14 protein-coding genes are annotated in these 16,567 nt (G+C 63.0%); 7 read left to right on the top strand and 7 right to left on the bottom strand.

Annotated features, from left to right (window positions below; all coding sequences use genetic code 11):
- The first annotated feature begins 2 nt into the window (after window positions 1–2).
- Window positions 3–785 (top strand): HpcH/HpaI aldolase family protein, encoded by a 783-nt coding sequence (locus tag BUS06_RS03780; RefSeq protein ID WP_074263050.1) that lies wholly within the window; start codon window positions 3–5, stop codon window positions 783–785.
- Entirely contained in the window at window positions 782–1,492 is a 711-nt protein-coding gene (locus tag BUS06_RS03785) for a tetratricopeptide repeat protein (protein WP_074263051.1), read from the top strand. The genes BUS06_RS03780 and BUS06_RS03785 overlap by 4 nt, the downstream gene beginning before the upstream one ends.
- Window positions 1,493–1,559: 67 nt before the next feature.
- Here the strand turns inward: BUS06_RS03785 and rodA are convergent, their stop codons facing one another.
- The 5 genes from rodA to BUS06_RS03810 all read right to left on the bottom strand — a co-directional run bounded on the left by rodA (window position 1,560) and on the right by BUS06_RS03810 (window position 8,199).
- On the bottom strand, window positions 1,560–2,708 hold the full coding sequence (gene rodA, locus BUS06_RS03790) for a rod shape-determining protein RodA (RefSeq protein ID WP_074263052.1): 1,149 nt from the start codon (window positions 2,706–2,708) through the stop codon (window positions 1,560–1,562).
- Between the two features lie 10 nt (window positions 2,709–2,718).
- The gene (gene mrdA, locus BUS06_RS03795; protein ID WP_074263053.1) at window positions 2,719–5,115 is read right to left on the bottom strand and encodes a penicillin-binding protein 2; all 2,397 of its coding nucleotides are present in this window, start codon (window positions 5,113–5,115) and stop codon (window positions 2,719–2,721) included.
- Window positions 5,116–5,280: 165 nt separating this feature from the next.
- Entirely contained in the window at window positions 5,281–5,793 is a 513-nt protein-coding gene (mreD, locus tag BUS06_RS03800; protein ID WP_074263054.1) for a rod shape-determining protein MreD, read from the bottom strand.
- Entirely contained in the window at window positions 5,790–7,004 is a 1,215-nt protein-coding gene (mreC, locus tag BUS06_RS03805) for a rod shape-determining protein MreC (protein WP_083611340.1), read from the bottom strand. Before mreC ends, mreD begins: the two co-directional genes overlap by 4 nt.
- A gap of 151 nt (window positions 7,005–7,155) precedes the next feature.
- The gene (locus BUS06_RS03810; protein ID WP_004189550.1) at window positions 7,156–8,199 is read right to left on the bottom strand and encodes a rod shape-determining protein; all 1,044 of its coding nucleotides are present in this window, start codon (window positions 8,197–8,199) and stop codon (window positions 7,156–7,158) included.
- Between the two features lie 377 nt (window positions 8,200–8,576).
- Here BUS06_RS03810 and gatC point away from each other — a divergent pair, with 377 nt between their 5' ends.
- The 5 genes from gatC to BUS06_RS03835 all read left to right on the top strand — a co-directional run bounded on the left by gatC (window position 8,577) and on the right by BUS06_RS03835 (window position 13,776).
- Entirely contained in the window at window positions 8,577–8,876 is a 300-nt protein-coding gene (gene gatC / locus BUS06_RS03815; RefSeq protein ID WP_074263055.1) for an Asp-tRNA(Asn)/Glu-tRNA(Gln) amidotransferase subunit GatC, read from the top strand.
- A gap of 58 nt (window positions 8,877–8,934) precedes the next feature.
- Entirely contained in the window at window positions 8,935–10,434 is a 1,500-nt protein-coding gene (gene gatA, locus BUS06_RS03820; RefSeq protein ID WP_074263056.1) for an Asp-tRNA(Asn)/Glu-tRNA(Gln) amidotransferase subunit GatA, read from the top strand.
- A gap of 4 nt (window positions 10,435–10,438) precedes the next feature.
- Complete coding sequence (gene gatB, locus BUS06_RS03825) at window positions 10,439–11,914, top strand: Asp-tRNA(Asn)/Glu-tRNA(Gln) amidotransferase subunit GatB (protein ID WP_074263057.1); 1,476 nt, start codon at window positions 10,439–10,441, stop codon at window positions 11,912–11,914.
- Between the two features lie 143 nt (window positions 11,915–12,057).
- Window positions 12,058–12,894 carry a polyphosphate kinase 2 family protein gene (locus BUS06_RS03830; RefSeq protein WP_074263058.1) on the top strand — a complete coding sequence of 279 codons (837 nt, stop codon included), beginning with the start codon at window positions 12,058–12,060 and terminating at the stop codon, window positions 12,892–12,894.
- A 93-nt stretch (window positions 12,895–12,987) separates the two neighbouring features.
- The gene (locus BUS06_RS03835) at window positions 12,988–13,776 is read left to right on the top strand and encodes an exodeoxyribonuclease III (RefSeq protein WP_074263059.1); all 789 of its coding nucleotides are present in this window, start codon (window positions 12,988–12,990) and stop codon (window positions 13,774–13,776) included.
- Between the two features lie 28 nt (window positions 13,777–13,804).
- Here the strand turns inward: BUS06_RS03835 and BUS06_RS03840 are convergent, their stop codons facing one another.
- Both BUS06_RS03840 and BUS06_RS03845 read right to left on the bottom strand, forming a co-directional pair.
- Window positions 13,805–15,166 (bottom strand): M48 family metallopeptidase, encoded by a 1,362-nt coding sequence (locus tag BUS06_RS03840; protein ID WP_254368744.1) that lies wholly within the window; start codon window positions 15,164–15,166, stop codon window positions 13,805–13,807.
- Entirely contained in the window at window positions 15,163–16,557 is a 1,395-nt protein-coding gene (locus BUS06_RS03845) for an AmpG family muropeptide MFS transporter (RefSeq protein ID WP_074263060.1), read from the bottom strand. Before BUS06_RS03845 ends, BUS06_RS03840 begins: the two co-directional genes overlap by 4 nt.
- Window positions 16,558–16,567 lie beyond the last annotated feature (10 nt).

Here is a 16,567-nt window from a genome sequence, read left to right on the forward strand (position 1 = left end):
TCATGAGCACTCTTACGAATCCCCTCAAACAACGTCTCGCGGAAGCCGAACCGCTTTTCGGGTTATGGCTCTCGCTCGGCAGCGAAAGCGCCGCCGAGGCGCTCGCGCACGCCGGGTACGATTGGTTGCTGATCGACATGGAGCACGCGCCTAACGACAGCGGCGACGTCACCGGTCAGTTGCGCGCAATTGCTGCGGCGCACCTGCCGAGCGAACCGGTCGTGCGTGTGCCGGCGAGCGAAGGATGGCTCGTCAAGCGCGTGCTCGACGCGGGCGCCCGTACGCTGATGTTTCCGAATATCGAGTCCGCAGAGGAAGCTGCGCACGCCGTGCGCCTCACCCAATATCCGACCGCCGACGCGCGCGACGGCCTGCGTGGCGTTGCGGGTGCAGTTCGAGCCGGCTCGTACGGCATGCGGCGCGACTACGTGCAGAACGCGAACGCGCAGATCGCCACGATCGTGCAGATCGAATCCGCGAAGGCCGTTCACGAAGTGGAGAAGATCGCCGCCACGCCGGGCGTCGACTGCGTGTTCATCGGACCCGCCGATCTCGCCGCGAGCCTCGGCCATCTGGGCGACTCGAAGCATCCCGAGGTGCAGGCTGCGATGAGCCATGTGGTGGCGGCGGCCAACAAGGCCGGGATTGCGACCGGCATTTTTGCCATGGATTCCGCCGGCGCGCGCCAGTATCGCGAGGCGGGTTTTCGTTTTATCGCGGTGGCAGCTGATGTCGTCTGGCTGCTGCGCGCGACGCGCCAGGCGCTGCAGGAGGTGAGGTCATGAAGGGTGTTTCGCAGTTTGCCGTGCGTGCTGCGGTGGGCGTTGTCGCCATTTGTGCTGCGTTCGCGGCATCCGCTGCACTGAACACGCAGGACAAGCCGTCTCAGGCGGATCCGGAAACGCAGACCGCGGTCGCGGACTATAACGCGGGCAACTTCGGTCCCGCGCTCAGCGAGTTCCACAAGGCGGCCGAGCACGGCAGCCGGCTCGCCGAATTCAACTACGCGATGATGCTGCTCAACGGTGAGGGGACGGCGGTCAACGTCGATGAGGGCAAGAAGTGGCTGCGCAAGGCCGCCGACGCAAACATGTCCCACGCGCAGTATGTGTACGGCAAGATGTACGACGATGGCGAATTCGTTGGCCGCGATCCGGCCGAGGCGCATCGCTGGTTTCTGAAGGCCGCGCAGCAGGGGCACGTGCAGGCCGAACTGGCGTTGGCGAACCAGTTTCTGGATGGCCGCGGCACGGCACGCGACAATCGCCAGGCGTTCGTCTGGTACAAGAAGGCCGCGCAAGGCGGCGACATGACGGCGCAGTACGTGGCTGGCTCGTTCTACGAGCGCGGTGGCGATGGTGTGGACAAGAACCTGAACGTGGCGCGCGCTTACTATGCCGCGGCGGCGGCGCAGGGCGATCCGGCGGCCAAGCTCAAGTACCAGCAACTCAGTGCGCAATTGCGCGACGAGCACGAGGCGAAGCCGCAGTAGCGCGGCACAGGCTCAGCGCCTTTAAACGCGCAAACGAAGAAGGGGCGCATCTGCGCCCCTTCTTCGTTTAACTCTGCATCAACCGCTTCTGTCGCCCGACACTCATGATGAGGCCGGTCGCAACCCCGAGCGTAATCAACGCCGTGCCCCCGTAGCTCATGAATGGCAGCGGCACGCCGACCACCGGCAAGATCCCGCTCACCATGCCGATGTTGACGAACGCGTAGGTGAAAAAGGCCATCGTTAGCGAGCCGGCCAATAATCGCCCGAATAGCGTGGCGCCGTTGGCCGCTATGTACAATCCGCGCGCGATCAACGCCATATACAGCACGAGCAGCACGATCCCACCCGCGAGCCCGAATTCCTCGGAGAACACCGCGAAAATGAAGTCGGTGTGTTTTTCAGGGATGAATTCCAGGTGCGCCTGGGTGCCCTTCATCCACCCCTTGCCGAGCGGGCCGCCAGAGCCGATCGCGATCACTGCCTGAATGGTGTGGAAGCCCTTGCCGAGCGGATCGGAAGTCGGATCGAGCAGCGTGCAGATGCGGTGCTTCTGGTAATCGTGCATCAGCGGCCACTGCACCTCGGGCTGGCAGATCTTGTCCTGAAACACCGCAATCGAGGTGACCGCGATCGCCGCCGCAACCAGCACAGGGACGATCAGCTTGAAACTCAGACCCGCGAAATAGATGACGAACAGACCCGCTGCGAACACCAGCACCGCGGTCCCGAGGTCAGGCTGTTTGGCGATCAGGCCAACCGGCACGGCGAGAATCAGAAGCCCTACCAGAAAGTCGTACCAGCGCATCACGCCTTCGCGGCGCTGGTAGTACCACGCGAGCATCAGCGGGGTGGCGATCTTCATGATCTCGGACGGCTGGATCACCACGCCGACATTGATCCAGCGCTTCGCCCCCTTGCGCGTGAGGCCGAATAGCGCCACCGCCACCAGTAACGCGATGCCGAAGGTATAAAGCGGGACCGCGAAGCGCATCAGCGTGGTGGGTGGCACATTGGCGAGCGCCCACATCAGCACGAAGGTCAGCATGATGTTGCGCAACTGGTCTTCGACCTTGCCCGGCATGTCGAGCGTGGCGCTGTACAGCGTGACGATGCCGACGCACATCAGCAGAAACACCGCCAGCGCGAGCGGACGGTCGAAGCCGATGAACATCTTCTTGATGCGATCGAGCCAGGCGCGCTTGTCGAATTGCATGCCTTTCTCCTTACTCGTCGATGCCGCCGGAGACCGGCTGGCGGGGTGACGTGGGCTGAATGCTGTCGTCGCGCGACGGCGCGGCGGCGCTCGGCGCCGAATCGCTCGCCGGGCGCGGATGACGCGGACCGGATTTGCGCGGCACGGGCGTTTTCGCGGGTGCCGAGGCAGGGTCATCCAGCGTCGTTGTGGCGACGAACGGAGCAGAGGCATCGGCTGCCGTCGCGGCGACCGGTTTGGTGCCTGCCTTGCCCGCTCCCTTATCTGCAGGTGCTGCGACTACCGGGCCGGCCGGCGCTGCAGGTGTCACGTCCGAGGCGGCCGACGCCGCAGAGGGCGCAGACGCCCCGGCCGCATTCGAAGCGGCGCCGGGTATCGGCAACGGCGTGAAGCCAGCGGCAACCGAAGCCGGTTGCGAGATCTCGACGGAAGTCGGCGCTGCGCCGATGACCGGTGCCGACGCATCCGCCGTTGCCGAAGCCGCCGCAGCGACAGCTGCCGCTTCGGCGCCCGGCTTCTGCCGGTCGACGAGGTAATAGTCGAGCACGCGACGCGCGATCGGGCCAGCGACTTCCGCACCCCAGCCGCCGTTTTCGACGATCAGCGCGAGCGCGATCTTCGGATTGTCTGCTGGCGCGAATGCGATAAAGAGCGCGTGGTCACGCAGATTTTCAGGGATTGCGTGGCCCTTGTAGTTGGCGCCCTGCAGCGAATACACCTGGGCCGTACCGGTTTTGCCGGCCGCCTGATAAGGTGCGCCGATGAAAACCTTCGACGCGGTACCGCTGTTCACGACACCGACCATCGCGCGCTTGACGATATCAATATCGTTCTGCGGCACGTCGATGCGGCCATCGTCCTTTGGCACGGTCAGGCGCGTGTCCTTGGTGATCGGGTTTTCGACTTCCTTCACCAGGTGAGGCTTCATCACGACGGCGTTGTTGGCGAGCGTGGCGACCGCATGGGCGAGCTGCAGGATAGTGAACGAGTTGTAGCCCTGACCGATCCCGAGACTGATCGTCTCGCCTTCGTACCAGCGCTGTTGTTCAGGCTTGCGGTAGGCCTTGCGCTTCCATTCGGTGGACGGAAGAATGCCCTTCGCTTCACCGGCAATATCGATACCGGTGAGCTGGCCGAAGCCCCACGGTTTCATGAAATTGGCGATCGCATTGACGCCCAGGTCGTGCGCCAGCATGAAGAAATACGTGTCGTTCGACACCACGATGGCGCGGTTCAGGTCGATCCAGCCTTGGCCCGAACGCACGTCGTTGCGGAACGTGTGCCCGCCGAACGTATAGAAGCCCGGATCCTGGAAGCCCCAGCTCGGCGTGCGCTTGTGCAGCGTCAGCGCGGCGAGCGCCATGAACGGCTTATAGGTCGAGCCCGGCGGATAGGTGCCGTGCAGTGGACGGTTCAGCAGCGGGTGATCGGGTGAGTTGTTCAGCTCGTCCCAGGTCTGCTGGTCGATGCCGTCTACAAAGGAATTCGGATCGAAGCTCGGCGCGGAAACGAACGCGAGTACGTCGCCGGTCGACGGCTCGATTGCCACCAGCGCCCCGCGCTTGCCCGCAAACGCCTGCTCGGCGACCTGCTGCAGGCCGATATCGAGCGACAGCACGAGGTTGTTGCCCGGCGTCGCCTGAGTGCGCGACAAGGTGCGCACCGGGCGGCCACCCGCCGTCACTTCGACTTCCTCGAAACCGGTCTGGCCGTGCAGTTCGGTCTCGTAGCTTTGCTCCACACCGATCTTGCCGATGTAGTCCGTGCCCTTGTAGTTGTTCGCGTCGAGGCGCGGATCGTAGTGATCCGGATCCTTGTCGTTCTCGTCGCTGGCTTCGTCGATGCGGTCCTGATCGCGCTGCGAAATGCGCCCGATATACCCAATCACGTGCGCCGCCGTCGGCCCAAGCGGGTACTGACGGAACAGACGCGCGCGCACTTCGACGCCCGGGAAGCGGAAGCGCTGCGCGGTGAAACGTGCGACTTCGTCGTCGGTGAGGCGGGTGCGGATCGGCAGGCTCTCGAAGTTCTTCGAATCTTCCTGCAGCTTCTTGAAGTTGCGCCGGTCGCGGGCGTCGATGGTAATGACGGTCGCGAGATTGTCGATGACGTTGTCGAGCGTGTCGTTGAGCTTCGACGGCGTGATTTCCAGCGTGTAGGCAGAGTAGTTCTTCGCCAGCACGACGCCGTTACGATCCGTGATGATGCCGCGATTGGGCACGATCGGCGCCACCGAGATGCGGTTCTCGTCAGCCTGTAGCGAGTACTTGCTGTAATGCCAGACCTGCAGGAACAGGAAGCGGAAAACAATCAGCCCGAAGCAGACGAACACGAACAGTCCCGCCGCCGCGACTCGCAGGCGGAACTTCGAGAGCTGTTGTTGAGTGTCCTTGAATTCGGCTGCCATGCTTTCGATCAAAAGGCCGCGAAACGGCCGTCAGGTAAGAGTGTCCGGCTGGCGCTCGTGGCCGGCAGGGAAGTGCTGTGCGGGTCGAGCGAACTCCGCGAACCATCGCCTGGCGTCTGCAACATCTTTAGCGTGTTCAAGGAGGGGCTCGATGTGCGCGTTGCGCTAAATGGGACGGGTGTCGTCCGGATCGGCCGGACGGCGCTGCGGCATTAGCAGCAGCACACTTGCAACGGGCCACAAGGCTGCTTCGACGAACCCGTCGATCAGGTAGCCCCAGCCCGGAAAAGCCGCGCCCATCAGTAGACGGATGACGAACGGCACAAGTTGCGCGATGACCAATAAAGGCATCACGGCGAAGGTCTGCACGCCCATTGGCATCCACAATACACGCCGGTGAATCGTGATGGCGCCGTACGACAGCAGCGTATACGCCAACGCATGCTCGCCGAGCAGGCTGGCGTTGTGCACGTCCATCAGGATGCCGAGCAGGAAGGCGATGCCCATGCCGACCTTGCGCGGCTGATGCACGTTCCAGAACAGCAGCACCAGCGCGACGAAGTCAGGCACGCCAATCAGGCGTCCCCACGGCATCAGGTTCAGCAGGAAAGCGGCTGCCAGGCTGAAGGAGATGAAGTACGGGTTGACCGGTTGCAGGATGTACTGAGGGCGGTTCATTCGTCGATCCCCCCCGTGGCCGGTTTCGTCGCGCCTGCGGCCGGCTTTCCGTCGGCCGGCGACCCGGCGGCGGCCGATCCCGAGGCCGACCGTCCGGTAGCGGCCCGGATAGCGGCCAGACGTTCAGCCGCCGCTTTCTTTTCTCTGGCCTGCTTCGCGTCGGCACCCTTTTTCTCCGCTTCTGCCAGAGCGGGTTTTGCTGCCGAGGCTGGCTTTGCCGCCGAGGCCGGCTTTGCAGCAGCCGCTGCCGCGGAGGCCGGAGCGGCAGCCTTAGCGTTCTTGTCCGCGGGTTTCTCCGCGGACTTCGCGCCCCTCTTCGCCTTTGCTTCTTTCGCTGCGCTGGCCGCATCAGGTTCGTCAGCCGGACGAGGCGGCACCGTGTTCACATAATGCAGCACCAGCAACTGGCGCGCACCGCGCACCGGCGCAACCGGCAGGCAGACCACGTGGGCGAAGGCGGTGTCGGCCAGCTTGTCGACCCGTACGACCTTGGCGACCGGCAGCCCCGGCGGATAGGTGCCGTCGAGGCCGCTCGTCACCAGTTCGTCGCCAGTCTGTAGATCCGCGCTGATCGGCACGAAGCGCAGATCGAGCGTATCGCCCTTCGGTGTGCCGTAGATCACGCTGCGCAGGCCCGTGCGCACGACTTGCACCGGCACCGCCTGGTCCTTGTCGGTGAGAAGCGTGACCTCCGCCTGCAGCGGAAACACGCGCGTGACCTGACCGATTACGCCGTCCTCATTGACGACCGGCGAACCGTTCTGGATGCCTTGCTGCGAGCCACGTCCAATGATGACCTTCTGCGTGAACGGGTCGCGCGTGTCGTACTGGATTTCGGCCGGAATCGACTGGGTCGTCATGCGCTGCGAGAGTTGCAGCAGCGAGCGCAGATGCTCGTTCTCGGCCGCCAATGCCGATGCCGTATTGGCCTGCAGCGAGAGTTGCAGGTTCTTCTTGCGCAGCTCGTCGTTCTGACCGCGCAGCGTCGCGCTGGTCACCGCCAGATCCGCCGCGCCCATGAAGATGTCGCGCGGCACGAGCGCGGCACGTTGCAACGGATACAGGCCCGCTCCCAACATGCCGCGGACGATCTCGAGCGTCCTGAAGCGCGCATCTGAGATCAGCAGGACGAACGCAAGCAGCACGAAGAAAATCAGCCGTGCGAGTGCGGAGGGGCCTTGCTTGAACAGAGGCGGCGGACTGTATTCCATGGTCGGCGCCGGGGGCGTGAGCGGTTGGGTATGACTGCGGCGCGAAAGCGCGCGTCAGTGCGCGGTGGCTGGATGAACCAGCTTAGGACAGGCCAACCCCAAGAAGGCTAGCCGTCCGATTCGCGCTGCTGACATGGAGCCAGGCTCCCGCTTACTCGTACGAGAAGATGCTGCCGAGCTTGTCCATGCGCTCGAGGGCCATGCCCGAGCCACGTACGACGCAAGTCAGCGGGTCTTCGGCGACGAGCACCGGCAAGCCGGTTTCTTCCGCCAGCAGACGATCCAGGTCGCGCAGCAGTGCGCCGCCGCCCGTCAACATCATGCCGCGCTCGGCGATGTCGGCGCCGAGTTCCGGCGGCGTCTGTTCGAGCGCGATCTTCACCGACGATACGATCTGGTTCAGCGGATCGGTGAGGGCTTCGAGGATTTCGTTGCTGGAGATCGTAAAGCTGCGCGGGATACCTTCCGACAGGTTGCGGCCCTTCACTTCCATTTCCTTGACTTCCGAGCCTGGGAACGCGGAGCCAATTTCCTTCTTGATCGCTTCAGCGGTTTGCTCGCCGATCAGCATGCCGTAGTTGCGGCGGATGTAGTTGACGATGGCTTCGTCGAACTTGTCGCCACCGACACGCACCGAACCCTTGTAGACGATGCCGCCAAGCGAGATGACACCGACTTCCGTCGTGCCGCCGCCGATGTCGACCACCATCGAGCCCGTGGCTTCCGAAACCGGCAGACCGGCGCCAATGGCAGCAGCCATCGGCTCTTCGATCAGATAAACCTGCGAGGCGCCGGCGCCGTGAGCCGCTTCCTTGATGGCGCGGCGTTCCACTTGAGTAGAACCGCACGGCACGCAGATGATGATGCGCGGCGACGGCGAGAACATACGCGATTCGTGGGCGGTCTTGATGAACTGCTTGATCATCTGCTCGGTGACGGTGAAGTCGGCGATCACGCCGTCTTTCATCGGGCGGATTGCCTCGATGTTGCCCGGCACCTTGCCAAGCATCTGCTTGGCTTCCTTGCCGACCGCCTGAATGGTTTTCTTGCCGTTGGGACCGCCTTCCTGGCGGATAGACACAACTGACGGTTCATCGAGAACGATACCTTTGCCACGCATGTAGATGAGCGTGTTGGCAGTGCCAAGGTCAATCGCCAGATCGTTAGAGAAGTAGCTGCGCAAAAAACCGAACATTCAAAATCCTGTCTCGCTTGGGGCCTGGCCTCGCAACATTGCGTAGGGCGGCAGCGGAAAAAATAACAGCTTCAACCGGGCGGATACTGCGCCACAGAGACTTGAAGCTGCGAGGGAATCTACCGGAGGTACGAACAAGACCGCATCTATCTCCGAATCATTTTTGTGGGAAATGACCAGAAAGGTCCTGGTAAGTCGGTCCGGGTTTGGGTCGAACGCGTAATGATACCTTATAATTTTGCTTGATTTAAAGGAAACGGTTGGCACTTTTTGCCACCGCTGGCCCCTTTTTCGAGGGCCTCCTCCAGTGTCGTAACCCGCTGTTACAGCTTTGTTTTTCCGCGCTGTGACAGTTCGCTACATTTTCCGGTGACCGCATGGCTCTGACCCTGACCGATGTTAAGCGCATCGCGCATCTTGCGCGCCTCGAACTGGCCGACGCCGAAGCTGAGCACACGCTTGCCCAGCTCAACGACTTTTTTGGCCTTGTCGAGCAGATGCAGGCCGTCGACACCAAGGGCATCGAACCGCTCGCCCATCCGATCGAGCAGATCGAGGATGTTGCACTGCGTCTGCGCGAAGACGTAGTGACGGAAATCGTCCAGCGCGACGAATTCCAGCGTCCCGCGCCTGCTGTGCAGGACGGGCTGTACCTGGTGCCGAAGGTGATTGAATAAAAACACGGGCGCGGCGCGCGGCGGTTGCTGCGCTGCCATACCCTTCAGGAAAAACGCAATGCATGAAAAAAGCTTGACCGAACTGCGTGCCGCCCTCGCTGCGAAGGAATGCTCCGCGGTCGAACTGGCGCAGCTTTATCTGAAGCGGATCGACGCAGCGAAGAGCCTGAACGCCTTCGTTCAGGTCGACGCCGATCTCACCCTCGAGCAGGCCAAAGCCGCCGACGCGCTGCTGCACACCGGCCACGCCGGTCCGCTGGTTGGCCTGCCGATCGCCCACAAAGACGTGTTCGTGACGCGCGGCTGGCGCTCCACCGCCGGCTCGAAGATGCTCGCCAATTACGCGAGCCCGTTCGACGCGACCGTGGTCGACCGTCTGAAGCGCGCCGGCATGGTGTGCGTCGGCAAGACCAATATGGATGAGTTCGCGATGGGCTCGTCCAATGAGAATTCGTATTTCGGCCCGGTGCAGAACCCGTGGGATACGAAGGCGGTGCCGGGCGGTTCGTCGGGTGGGTCGGCGGCTGCCGTGGCCGCGCGTCTCGCGCCGGCGGCAACCGGCACGGATACGGGTGGTTCCATCCGTCAGCCGGCGTCGTTCTCCGGCATCACCGGCATCAAGCCGACCTACGGCCGCGTGTCGCGCTACGGCATGATCGCGTTCGCGTCGTCGCTGGATCAGGGTGGTCCGATGGCGCGCAGCGCCACGGACTGCGCGCTGCTGCTCAACGCCATGCACGGTTTCGACGAGCGCGACTCGACCAGCCTCGTGCGCGACGACGAAGACTACACGCGCTATCTCGGCCAGAGCTGGTCGGCCGATGCTGCGGGTAATGCCGCGGGCAAGCCGCTCGCCGGTTTGCGCATCGGCCTGCCGAAGGAGTACTTCGGCGCGGGCCTCGCCGACGACGTGCGCGCCGCGATCGATGCCGCGCTGAAGCAATACGAAGCGCTTGGCGCCACGCTGGTCGAGGTGACGCTGCCGAAAACCGAGCTGTCGATCCCCGTGTACTACGTGATCGCCCCGGCCGAAGCATCGTCGAACCTGTCGCGTTTCGACGGTGTGCGCTACGGTCACCGCGCCGCGGAGTACCGCGATCTGCTCGACATGTACAAGAAGTCGCGCGCCGAAGGCTTCGGCCCGGAAGTAAAGCGCCGCATTCTGGTGGGCGCCTACGTGCTGTCGCACGGCTACTACGACGCGTACTACCTGCAGGCGCAGAAAATTCGCCGCATCATCGCAAACGACTTCCAGGAAGCGTTCAAGCAATGCGACGTGATCATGGGGCCGGTGGCGCCGTCGGTCGCGTGGGATCTCGGTGCCAAGGGCGACGATCCGGTGCAGATGTATCTGGCCGATATCTACACGTTGTCGGTGAGCCTCGCGGGTCTGCCCGGCATGAGCGTGCCGTGCGGCTTCGGCGCGGGCGCCAATGCGCAACGTCCGGTAGGTCTGCAGATCATCGGCAACTATTTCAACGAAGCCCGCATGCTGCAGGTTGCGGATGCGTTCCAGCGCGCGACCGACTGGCATCGCCAGGCACCGGCAGGAGTGTGAACACATGACCAAACAATGGGAAGTCGTGATCGGTCTCGAGACGCACACGCAACTGTCGACCGTCTCGAAGATTTTCTCGGGCGCCGCCACCCAGTTCGGCGCGGAACCCAACACGCAGGCTTGCCCCGTCGACCTCGCGTTGCCGGGCACGCTGCCGGTGATGAACCGCGGCGCTGTGCAGCGGGCGATCGAACTTGGCCTCGCTATCGGCGCGAAAATCGCGCCGCGCAGCATCTTCGCGCGCAAGAACTACTTCTATCCCGATCTGCCAAAGGGCTATCAGATCAGCCAGTACGAGATTCCTGTGGTGCAAGGCGGGCAGGTCACGATTCAGGTGCCTGCGAACGAGAAAGCCGGCAAGGAAGCGTACGAGAAGACCATCAACCTGACGCGCGCTCACCTCGAAGAAGATGCAGGCAAGTCGCTGCATGAAGACTTCGAGGGCATGACGGGGATCGACCTGAACCGCGCCGGCACGCCGTTGCTCGAAATCGTCACCGAGCCGGAAATGCGTAGCGCGGACGAAGCGGTCGCCTATGCGAAGACCTTGCATACGCTCGTTACCTGGCTTGGCATCTGCGACGGCAACATGCAGGAAGGCTCGTTCCGCTGCGATGCGAACGTGTCGGTGCGACCGGTCGGGCAAAAGGAATTCGGCACGCGTGCCGAGATCAAGAACCTGAACTCGTTCCGCTTCCTCGAAGAAGCGATCCAGTACGAAGTGCGCCGTCAGATCGAACTGATCGAAGACGGCGGCACAGTGGTGCAGGAAACGCGTCTCTACGATTCGGACAAACGTGAAACGCGTTCGATGCGCAGCAAGGAAGATGCGCACGATTACCGCTATTTCCCAGATCCTGATTTGATGCCTTTGGTCATTGACGCGGCATGGGTGGAGCGCGTGAAGGCCGAGATGCCGGAATTGCCGGTGGCGATCCAGCAGCGCATTGTCGAACAGTACGGTTTGACGCCGTACGATGCGGGTGTGCTGACCTCGAGCAAGGCGATGGCCGCCTATTACGAAGCAGTCGTGGCGAAAGTGGGCCCGGCGCAAGCCAAGGTCGCAGCCAACTGGATGATGGGCGAAGTGTCGTCGTTGTTGAACCGCGAAGGTCTCGACATCGCCGACAGCCCGGTCTCGTCAGCGCAACTCGCTTTGCTGCTGCAGCGCATTGCCGACGGCACGATCTCGAACAAGATCGCGAAGGAAATCTTCGTCGCGATCTGGGACGAGAAGGCCACCGACGAAGCCGCTGCCGATCGCATCATCGAAGCGAAGGGTCTCAAGCAGATCTCCGACACCGGCGAGCTGGAAGCGATCATCGATGAGGTGCTCGCGGCCAACCAGAAATCGGTCGAGGAATTCCGCGCCGGCAAGGAAAAGGCGTTCAATGCGCTGATCGGCCAGGCGATGAAGGCCACCAAGGGCAAAGCGAATCCGCAGCAGGTCAACGAACTGCTGAAGAAAAAGCTGTCCTGAGCGATAGGATGCACATGCCGGAGCGCGCGTCGTCGGATCGGTGCGCGGCTTCGGTCATAACGGGCTGTTGCCGGACGAGAGTGGGGCAGCGGCCCGTTTCCTTTTGCTGGCGCCGCATTTGAACGCGCCTCTGGAGACAATGCATGGCGAAGAAGCCGGAACTCGACGATTTCCGCGTGCCGTACTTCGACGACAAGAAGATTGCGAAATTCGCGCTCACCGATTTCGATCCGGGCGCGAAGCCGTTTTCAACCGGGTCGAAAGACGGTGACCGCGACCGCCTTGCAGAAATCGGCGCGAAGCTCGATGCGTTGCAGGAGCGCCTGCATGCACAGCGCCTGCAGCGCGTGCTGCTGGTGCTGCAGGGCATGGACACGAGCGGCAAGGACGGCACAGTTCGCGGGGTGTTTCGCGACGTCGATCCGCTCGGCTTGCGCATCGTGCCGTTCAAGGCGCCGACGCCTGACGAGCTGGCGCACGATTTTCTCTGGCGCGTGCACTCGCAGGCGCCCGCCGCCGGCGAACTGACCGTCTTCAATCGCAGTCAGTACGAAGATGTGCTCGTGCCGGTCGTGCTGGGTCAACTGGACAAGGCGGCCTGCGAAAAGCGCTACAGCCACATCCGCGATTTCGAGGCTCTGTTGGCCGACAACGGCACGACCATCATCAAATGCATGCTGCACATCTCGAAGGACGAGCAGCGTTCGCGTTTGCAGGCGCGCATCGACGATCCCACCAAGCACTGGAAATTCGACGTCTCGGATCTGGAAGCGCGCAAGCAGTGGGACCAGTATCAGACGGCGTATCACGATGCCCTCTCGGCCACCTCGACGCCTTACGCGCCGTGGTACATCATCCCCGCCGATTCGAAGACGCATCGCAACGTGATGGTCGCGGAATTGCTGCTGCGTACCCTCGAAGGATTGAAGCTCGAGTACCCGCCCGCGAAGGAATCGCTCAAAGGCGTGAAAGTGGAATGAGAGCCGCGCAGGCTTCGGCCTCGCGCTCTGCCAGACCAGCAAGATAAACGGGCTAAGCAAGCCTCGACAACGAATCGACAATAAAGGAACGACATGTTGCGTGTGATTACCGCCAACCTGAACGGCATCCGCTCTGCGGCGAAGAAGGGCTTTTTCGAATGGTTCGGTGAGCAGAAAGCAGACGTGCTGTGCGTGCAGGAAATCAAATGCTCGCAGGACGACATGACCCCCGAGTTTCTCGCCCCGCACAACTTCACCGGCTACTTTCAGCATGCGGTGAAGAAGGGCTACAGCGGCGCCGGAGTGTACACGCGTCACGAGCCGGATGAAGTGGTGATCGGCTTTGGCAGTGAGGAGTTCGATCCCGAAGGACGCTATGTTGAACTGCGCTTCGGCAAACTCTCCGTTGTCTCGGTGTATGTGCCATCGGGGTCGAGCGGCGAGGATCGTCAGCAGGCCAAGTTCCGCTTCATGGACGAGTTCATGCCGCACCTCGCGGAACTGGGTAAAGAGCGCGAAGTGATCGTGTGCGGCGACGTGAACATCGTCCACAAGGAAATCGACATCAAGAACTGGAAGAGCAACCAGAAGAACTCAGGTTGCCTGCCGGAAGAACGCGAGTGGCTGACGAAACTGTTCGACGAAGTGGGTTACGTCGATGTGTTTCGCACGCTGGATCAGCGGCCTGAGCAGTACACGTGGTGGAGCAATCGCGGTCAGGCGTATGCGAAGAACGTGGGGTGGCGGATCGATTATCAGATCGCCACGGCGGGCATTGCCGCGAAGGCGAAGCGCACGGACGTGTTCCGCGACATCAAGTTTAGCGATCACGCGCCGCTGACGGTCGACTACGACCACAAGCTGACGAAGCCGAAGAAGTAAGCGCGTTTCTGGCTTAGGTCGCCAACGTTCAGTCGCCGCGAACCGGCACGCGGCGCGGACGGCCGATGCCCGCATAGTCGGGCAGTTCATCGACCGTCTTGCCGATCGCTTTTGCGTAGAGCGGCAGCATGTCCGGCAGGCGCTTCATGAGATCCGCGCGGCGTGCAGGCGAGTACGGGTGCACGTAGATATAGCCCTGATTGCGACTGCTGTGCGTCACCGCCGCCAGCTTGTCCCACAGCGTGATCGCGGCGCGCGGATCGTAACCGGCGCGTGAGGCGATGTCGCTGCCGATCACGTCGGCTTCGGTTTCATCAGTGGGCGTGTATTTCATCTCGACCAGCTGCGAGCCGATGCCCAGCACCGGGGCGCCCAGATCGGCCAGTCCGAATAGCTGCGGAATCGTACCGGACGAATCGAGCTGCGCCGCCTGCTGCTCGCCCAGGCGCTCCCGCGCATGCTCGCGCAGGGCATGCGCGATTTCGTGGCCCAGCAGCATGCCGAGTTCGTTGTCGTTCAGGCGTGCGCGATCGAGGATGCCGCTGTAGATCACGATCTTGCCGCCTGGCAGACAGTACATGCGGATGTCGGGCGAGCGCACTACCGCGATCTGCCACTTCCAGTTCTTTGCCCGTTCATTCCACTTCAACGAATAGGGAATCAGCTTGTCGAGAATGGTCTGCACGCGGATCACACGTGGGTCGGTGTCCGGGTAGAGGCGATCGGCGTGCTGTGCGCCGTAGACGATCTGCTGGAACTCGTCAGCGGCCTGGGCTTCCAGTTGCGGCGACGGAATCAGGTTGCGGAACACCGCGTAGCTGCCGAAGCGCAGTTGCTGCGGCGGTGGGGTGTAGGGAGGCGGCCGGTTGTCGGTGGTAGCGGCGCTGGCGGGGTGCGCTGGTTGCTTCGCGGTTGCCGGGGGCGTAGGCGAGGCGGCTGATGCGGACGCGGGTGCTGAAGACGTCGCCGACGCCGACGAGGTAGCCGAGGGCGCGTGCGCGGCACTGGCTGCGCTGCTGGTGCCCGGGCTGGGGTTGCTGGCGCCTTCTGCGGGAGTGGCAGCGGTCGAAGCCAGACCCTCTGGAGCCGGTGCGCTCGACGCCGATCGGGTGGCGGGTGCGCTGGCCGGCGCGGCGGTACTGCTGGCCGCCACGGCAGGCGTTGCAACCGCGTAGGCGCTCCACGACGTTGCAAGCATGCCGCCTGTGCAGAACAGCACAAGTGCCGCGCGTGCTGCGCCCACGACCAGCGGCGCGCCCTTTGCAGGTAACGCAGGCCGAGCAGGTAACGCATGTGGCACATGTGGTGCACGCACGTCAGGCATTGCACGACGTACGATGGCCGCAATCGCTCCCGAGGCGGCCGCTTGCCTTGACGCGAACCCGCTCACGACCTCAGCCTCCAAGGCGCGATACGCAGCAACAGCAGCATGCCCGGCAGCGCCAGTGCGGTGCAGGCAAGGAAGTAGTCGAACCAGCCTATCTGTGCAACCACATACCCGCTCGCCGCCGACGCCAGCGTGCGCGGCACCGACGCGAGACTGGTAAAGAGTGCGAACTGGGTAGCGGTGTAACGCGGATCCGTCGTACTGGCGATGTAAGCCGTAAATGCCGCCATGGTCAAACCAGTGGCAAACGTCTCGAGACCGTAGACCAGCGCCAGCGCAACCGAGCGCGGATCGAGCTGCACGGCCCAATCCACCCCAAACACGGACAGCAGCTTCGTCACACCCTGGCTCGTGAAGACAGCGAAATCGTAGATGGCCGTAAGTCCAGGCGACGCCGGCCCAAGATGCGCGAGCCATGCGAAGCCAAGCGTCGACACCATCTGCAGAACGCCGAACACCCACAGCCCGCGGCCGATGCCAATGCGCATCATCCAGATCCCGCCGACGATCCCACCCGCAAGGCTCGCACCGAACGCGGTGGTCTTGGCGATCACGCCAATCTGCGTGCGCGAGTAGCCGATATCCAGAAAGAACGAGGTCGACAGATTGGTCGCCATCGTATCGCCGAGCTTGTACAGAAAGATAAAGCCGAGCACGAACAGCGCCCCGCGCCAGCCGTCGCGCAGGATGAATTCGCGAAACGGCTCGATGATCGCTTCACGCAGGTTCTTCGGCGGCGCACCGTGCACTTCCGGCTCGCGCACGACGAGCGTCATGATCATGCCCGGCACCATGAATGCGGCCGTGACAATGAACACAGTAGTCCATGGCAAATGGTCCGACAGGATCAACGCGAGCGAGCCTGGCACCAGCGCGGCAATCTTGTAAGCGTTGACGTGAACCGCGTTGCCGAGACCCTGCTCGGTATCGGTGAGCAACTCGCGCCGGTAGGCATCAATGGAGATATCCTGGCTCGCGCCGAAGAACGCCACCAGGGCGGTCAGCGCGGCGACCGTCCAGATCGAATCGCGCGGCGACACGAAGCCGAGCGTGGCGATCGCGCCGGCCACCAGAATCTGCGTGACCAGCATCCAGCCGCGCCGCCTGCCCGGCCGCCAGCCGGGCAGGCGCGGTACGTAGCGGTCCATTAGCGGCGCCCAGACGAATTTCCACGTATAGGGAAACTGGATCAGCGCAAACAGGCCGATTTCCTTCAGATTGACGCCCTCGGAGCGTAGCCACGCCTGCACCAGATAGACGAGCGTGAACAGCGGCAATCCCGACGTAAAGCCGAGAAAGACGCAGATCAGCATGTGCGTGTTGAGAAACGCGCGCCAGCCGGTGTGTTCGACGTGAGCGGTAAGTGCGGGCGCCTCGTGCGGCGGGTTCGACATTTGGGTGAGT

The sequence above is a fragment of the Paraburkholderia phenazinium genome (assembly GCF_900141745.1).
Lineage (GTDB): Bacteria > Pseudomonadota > Gammaproteobacteria > Burkholderiales > Burkholderiaceae > Paraburkholderia > Paraburkholderia phenazinium_B.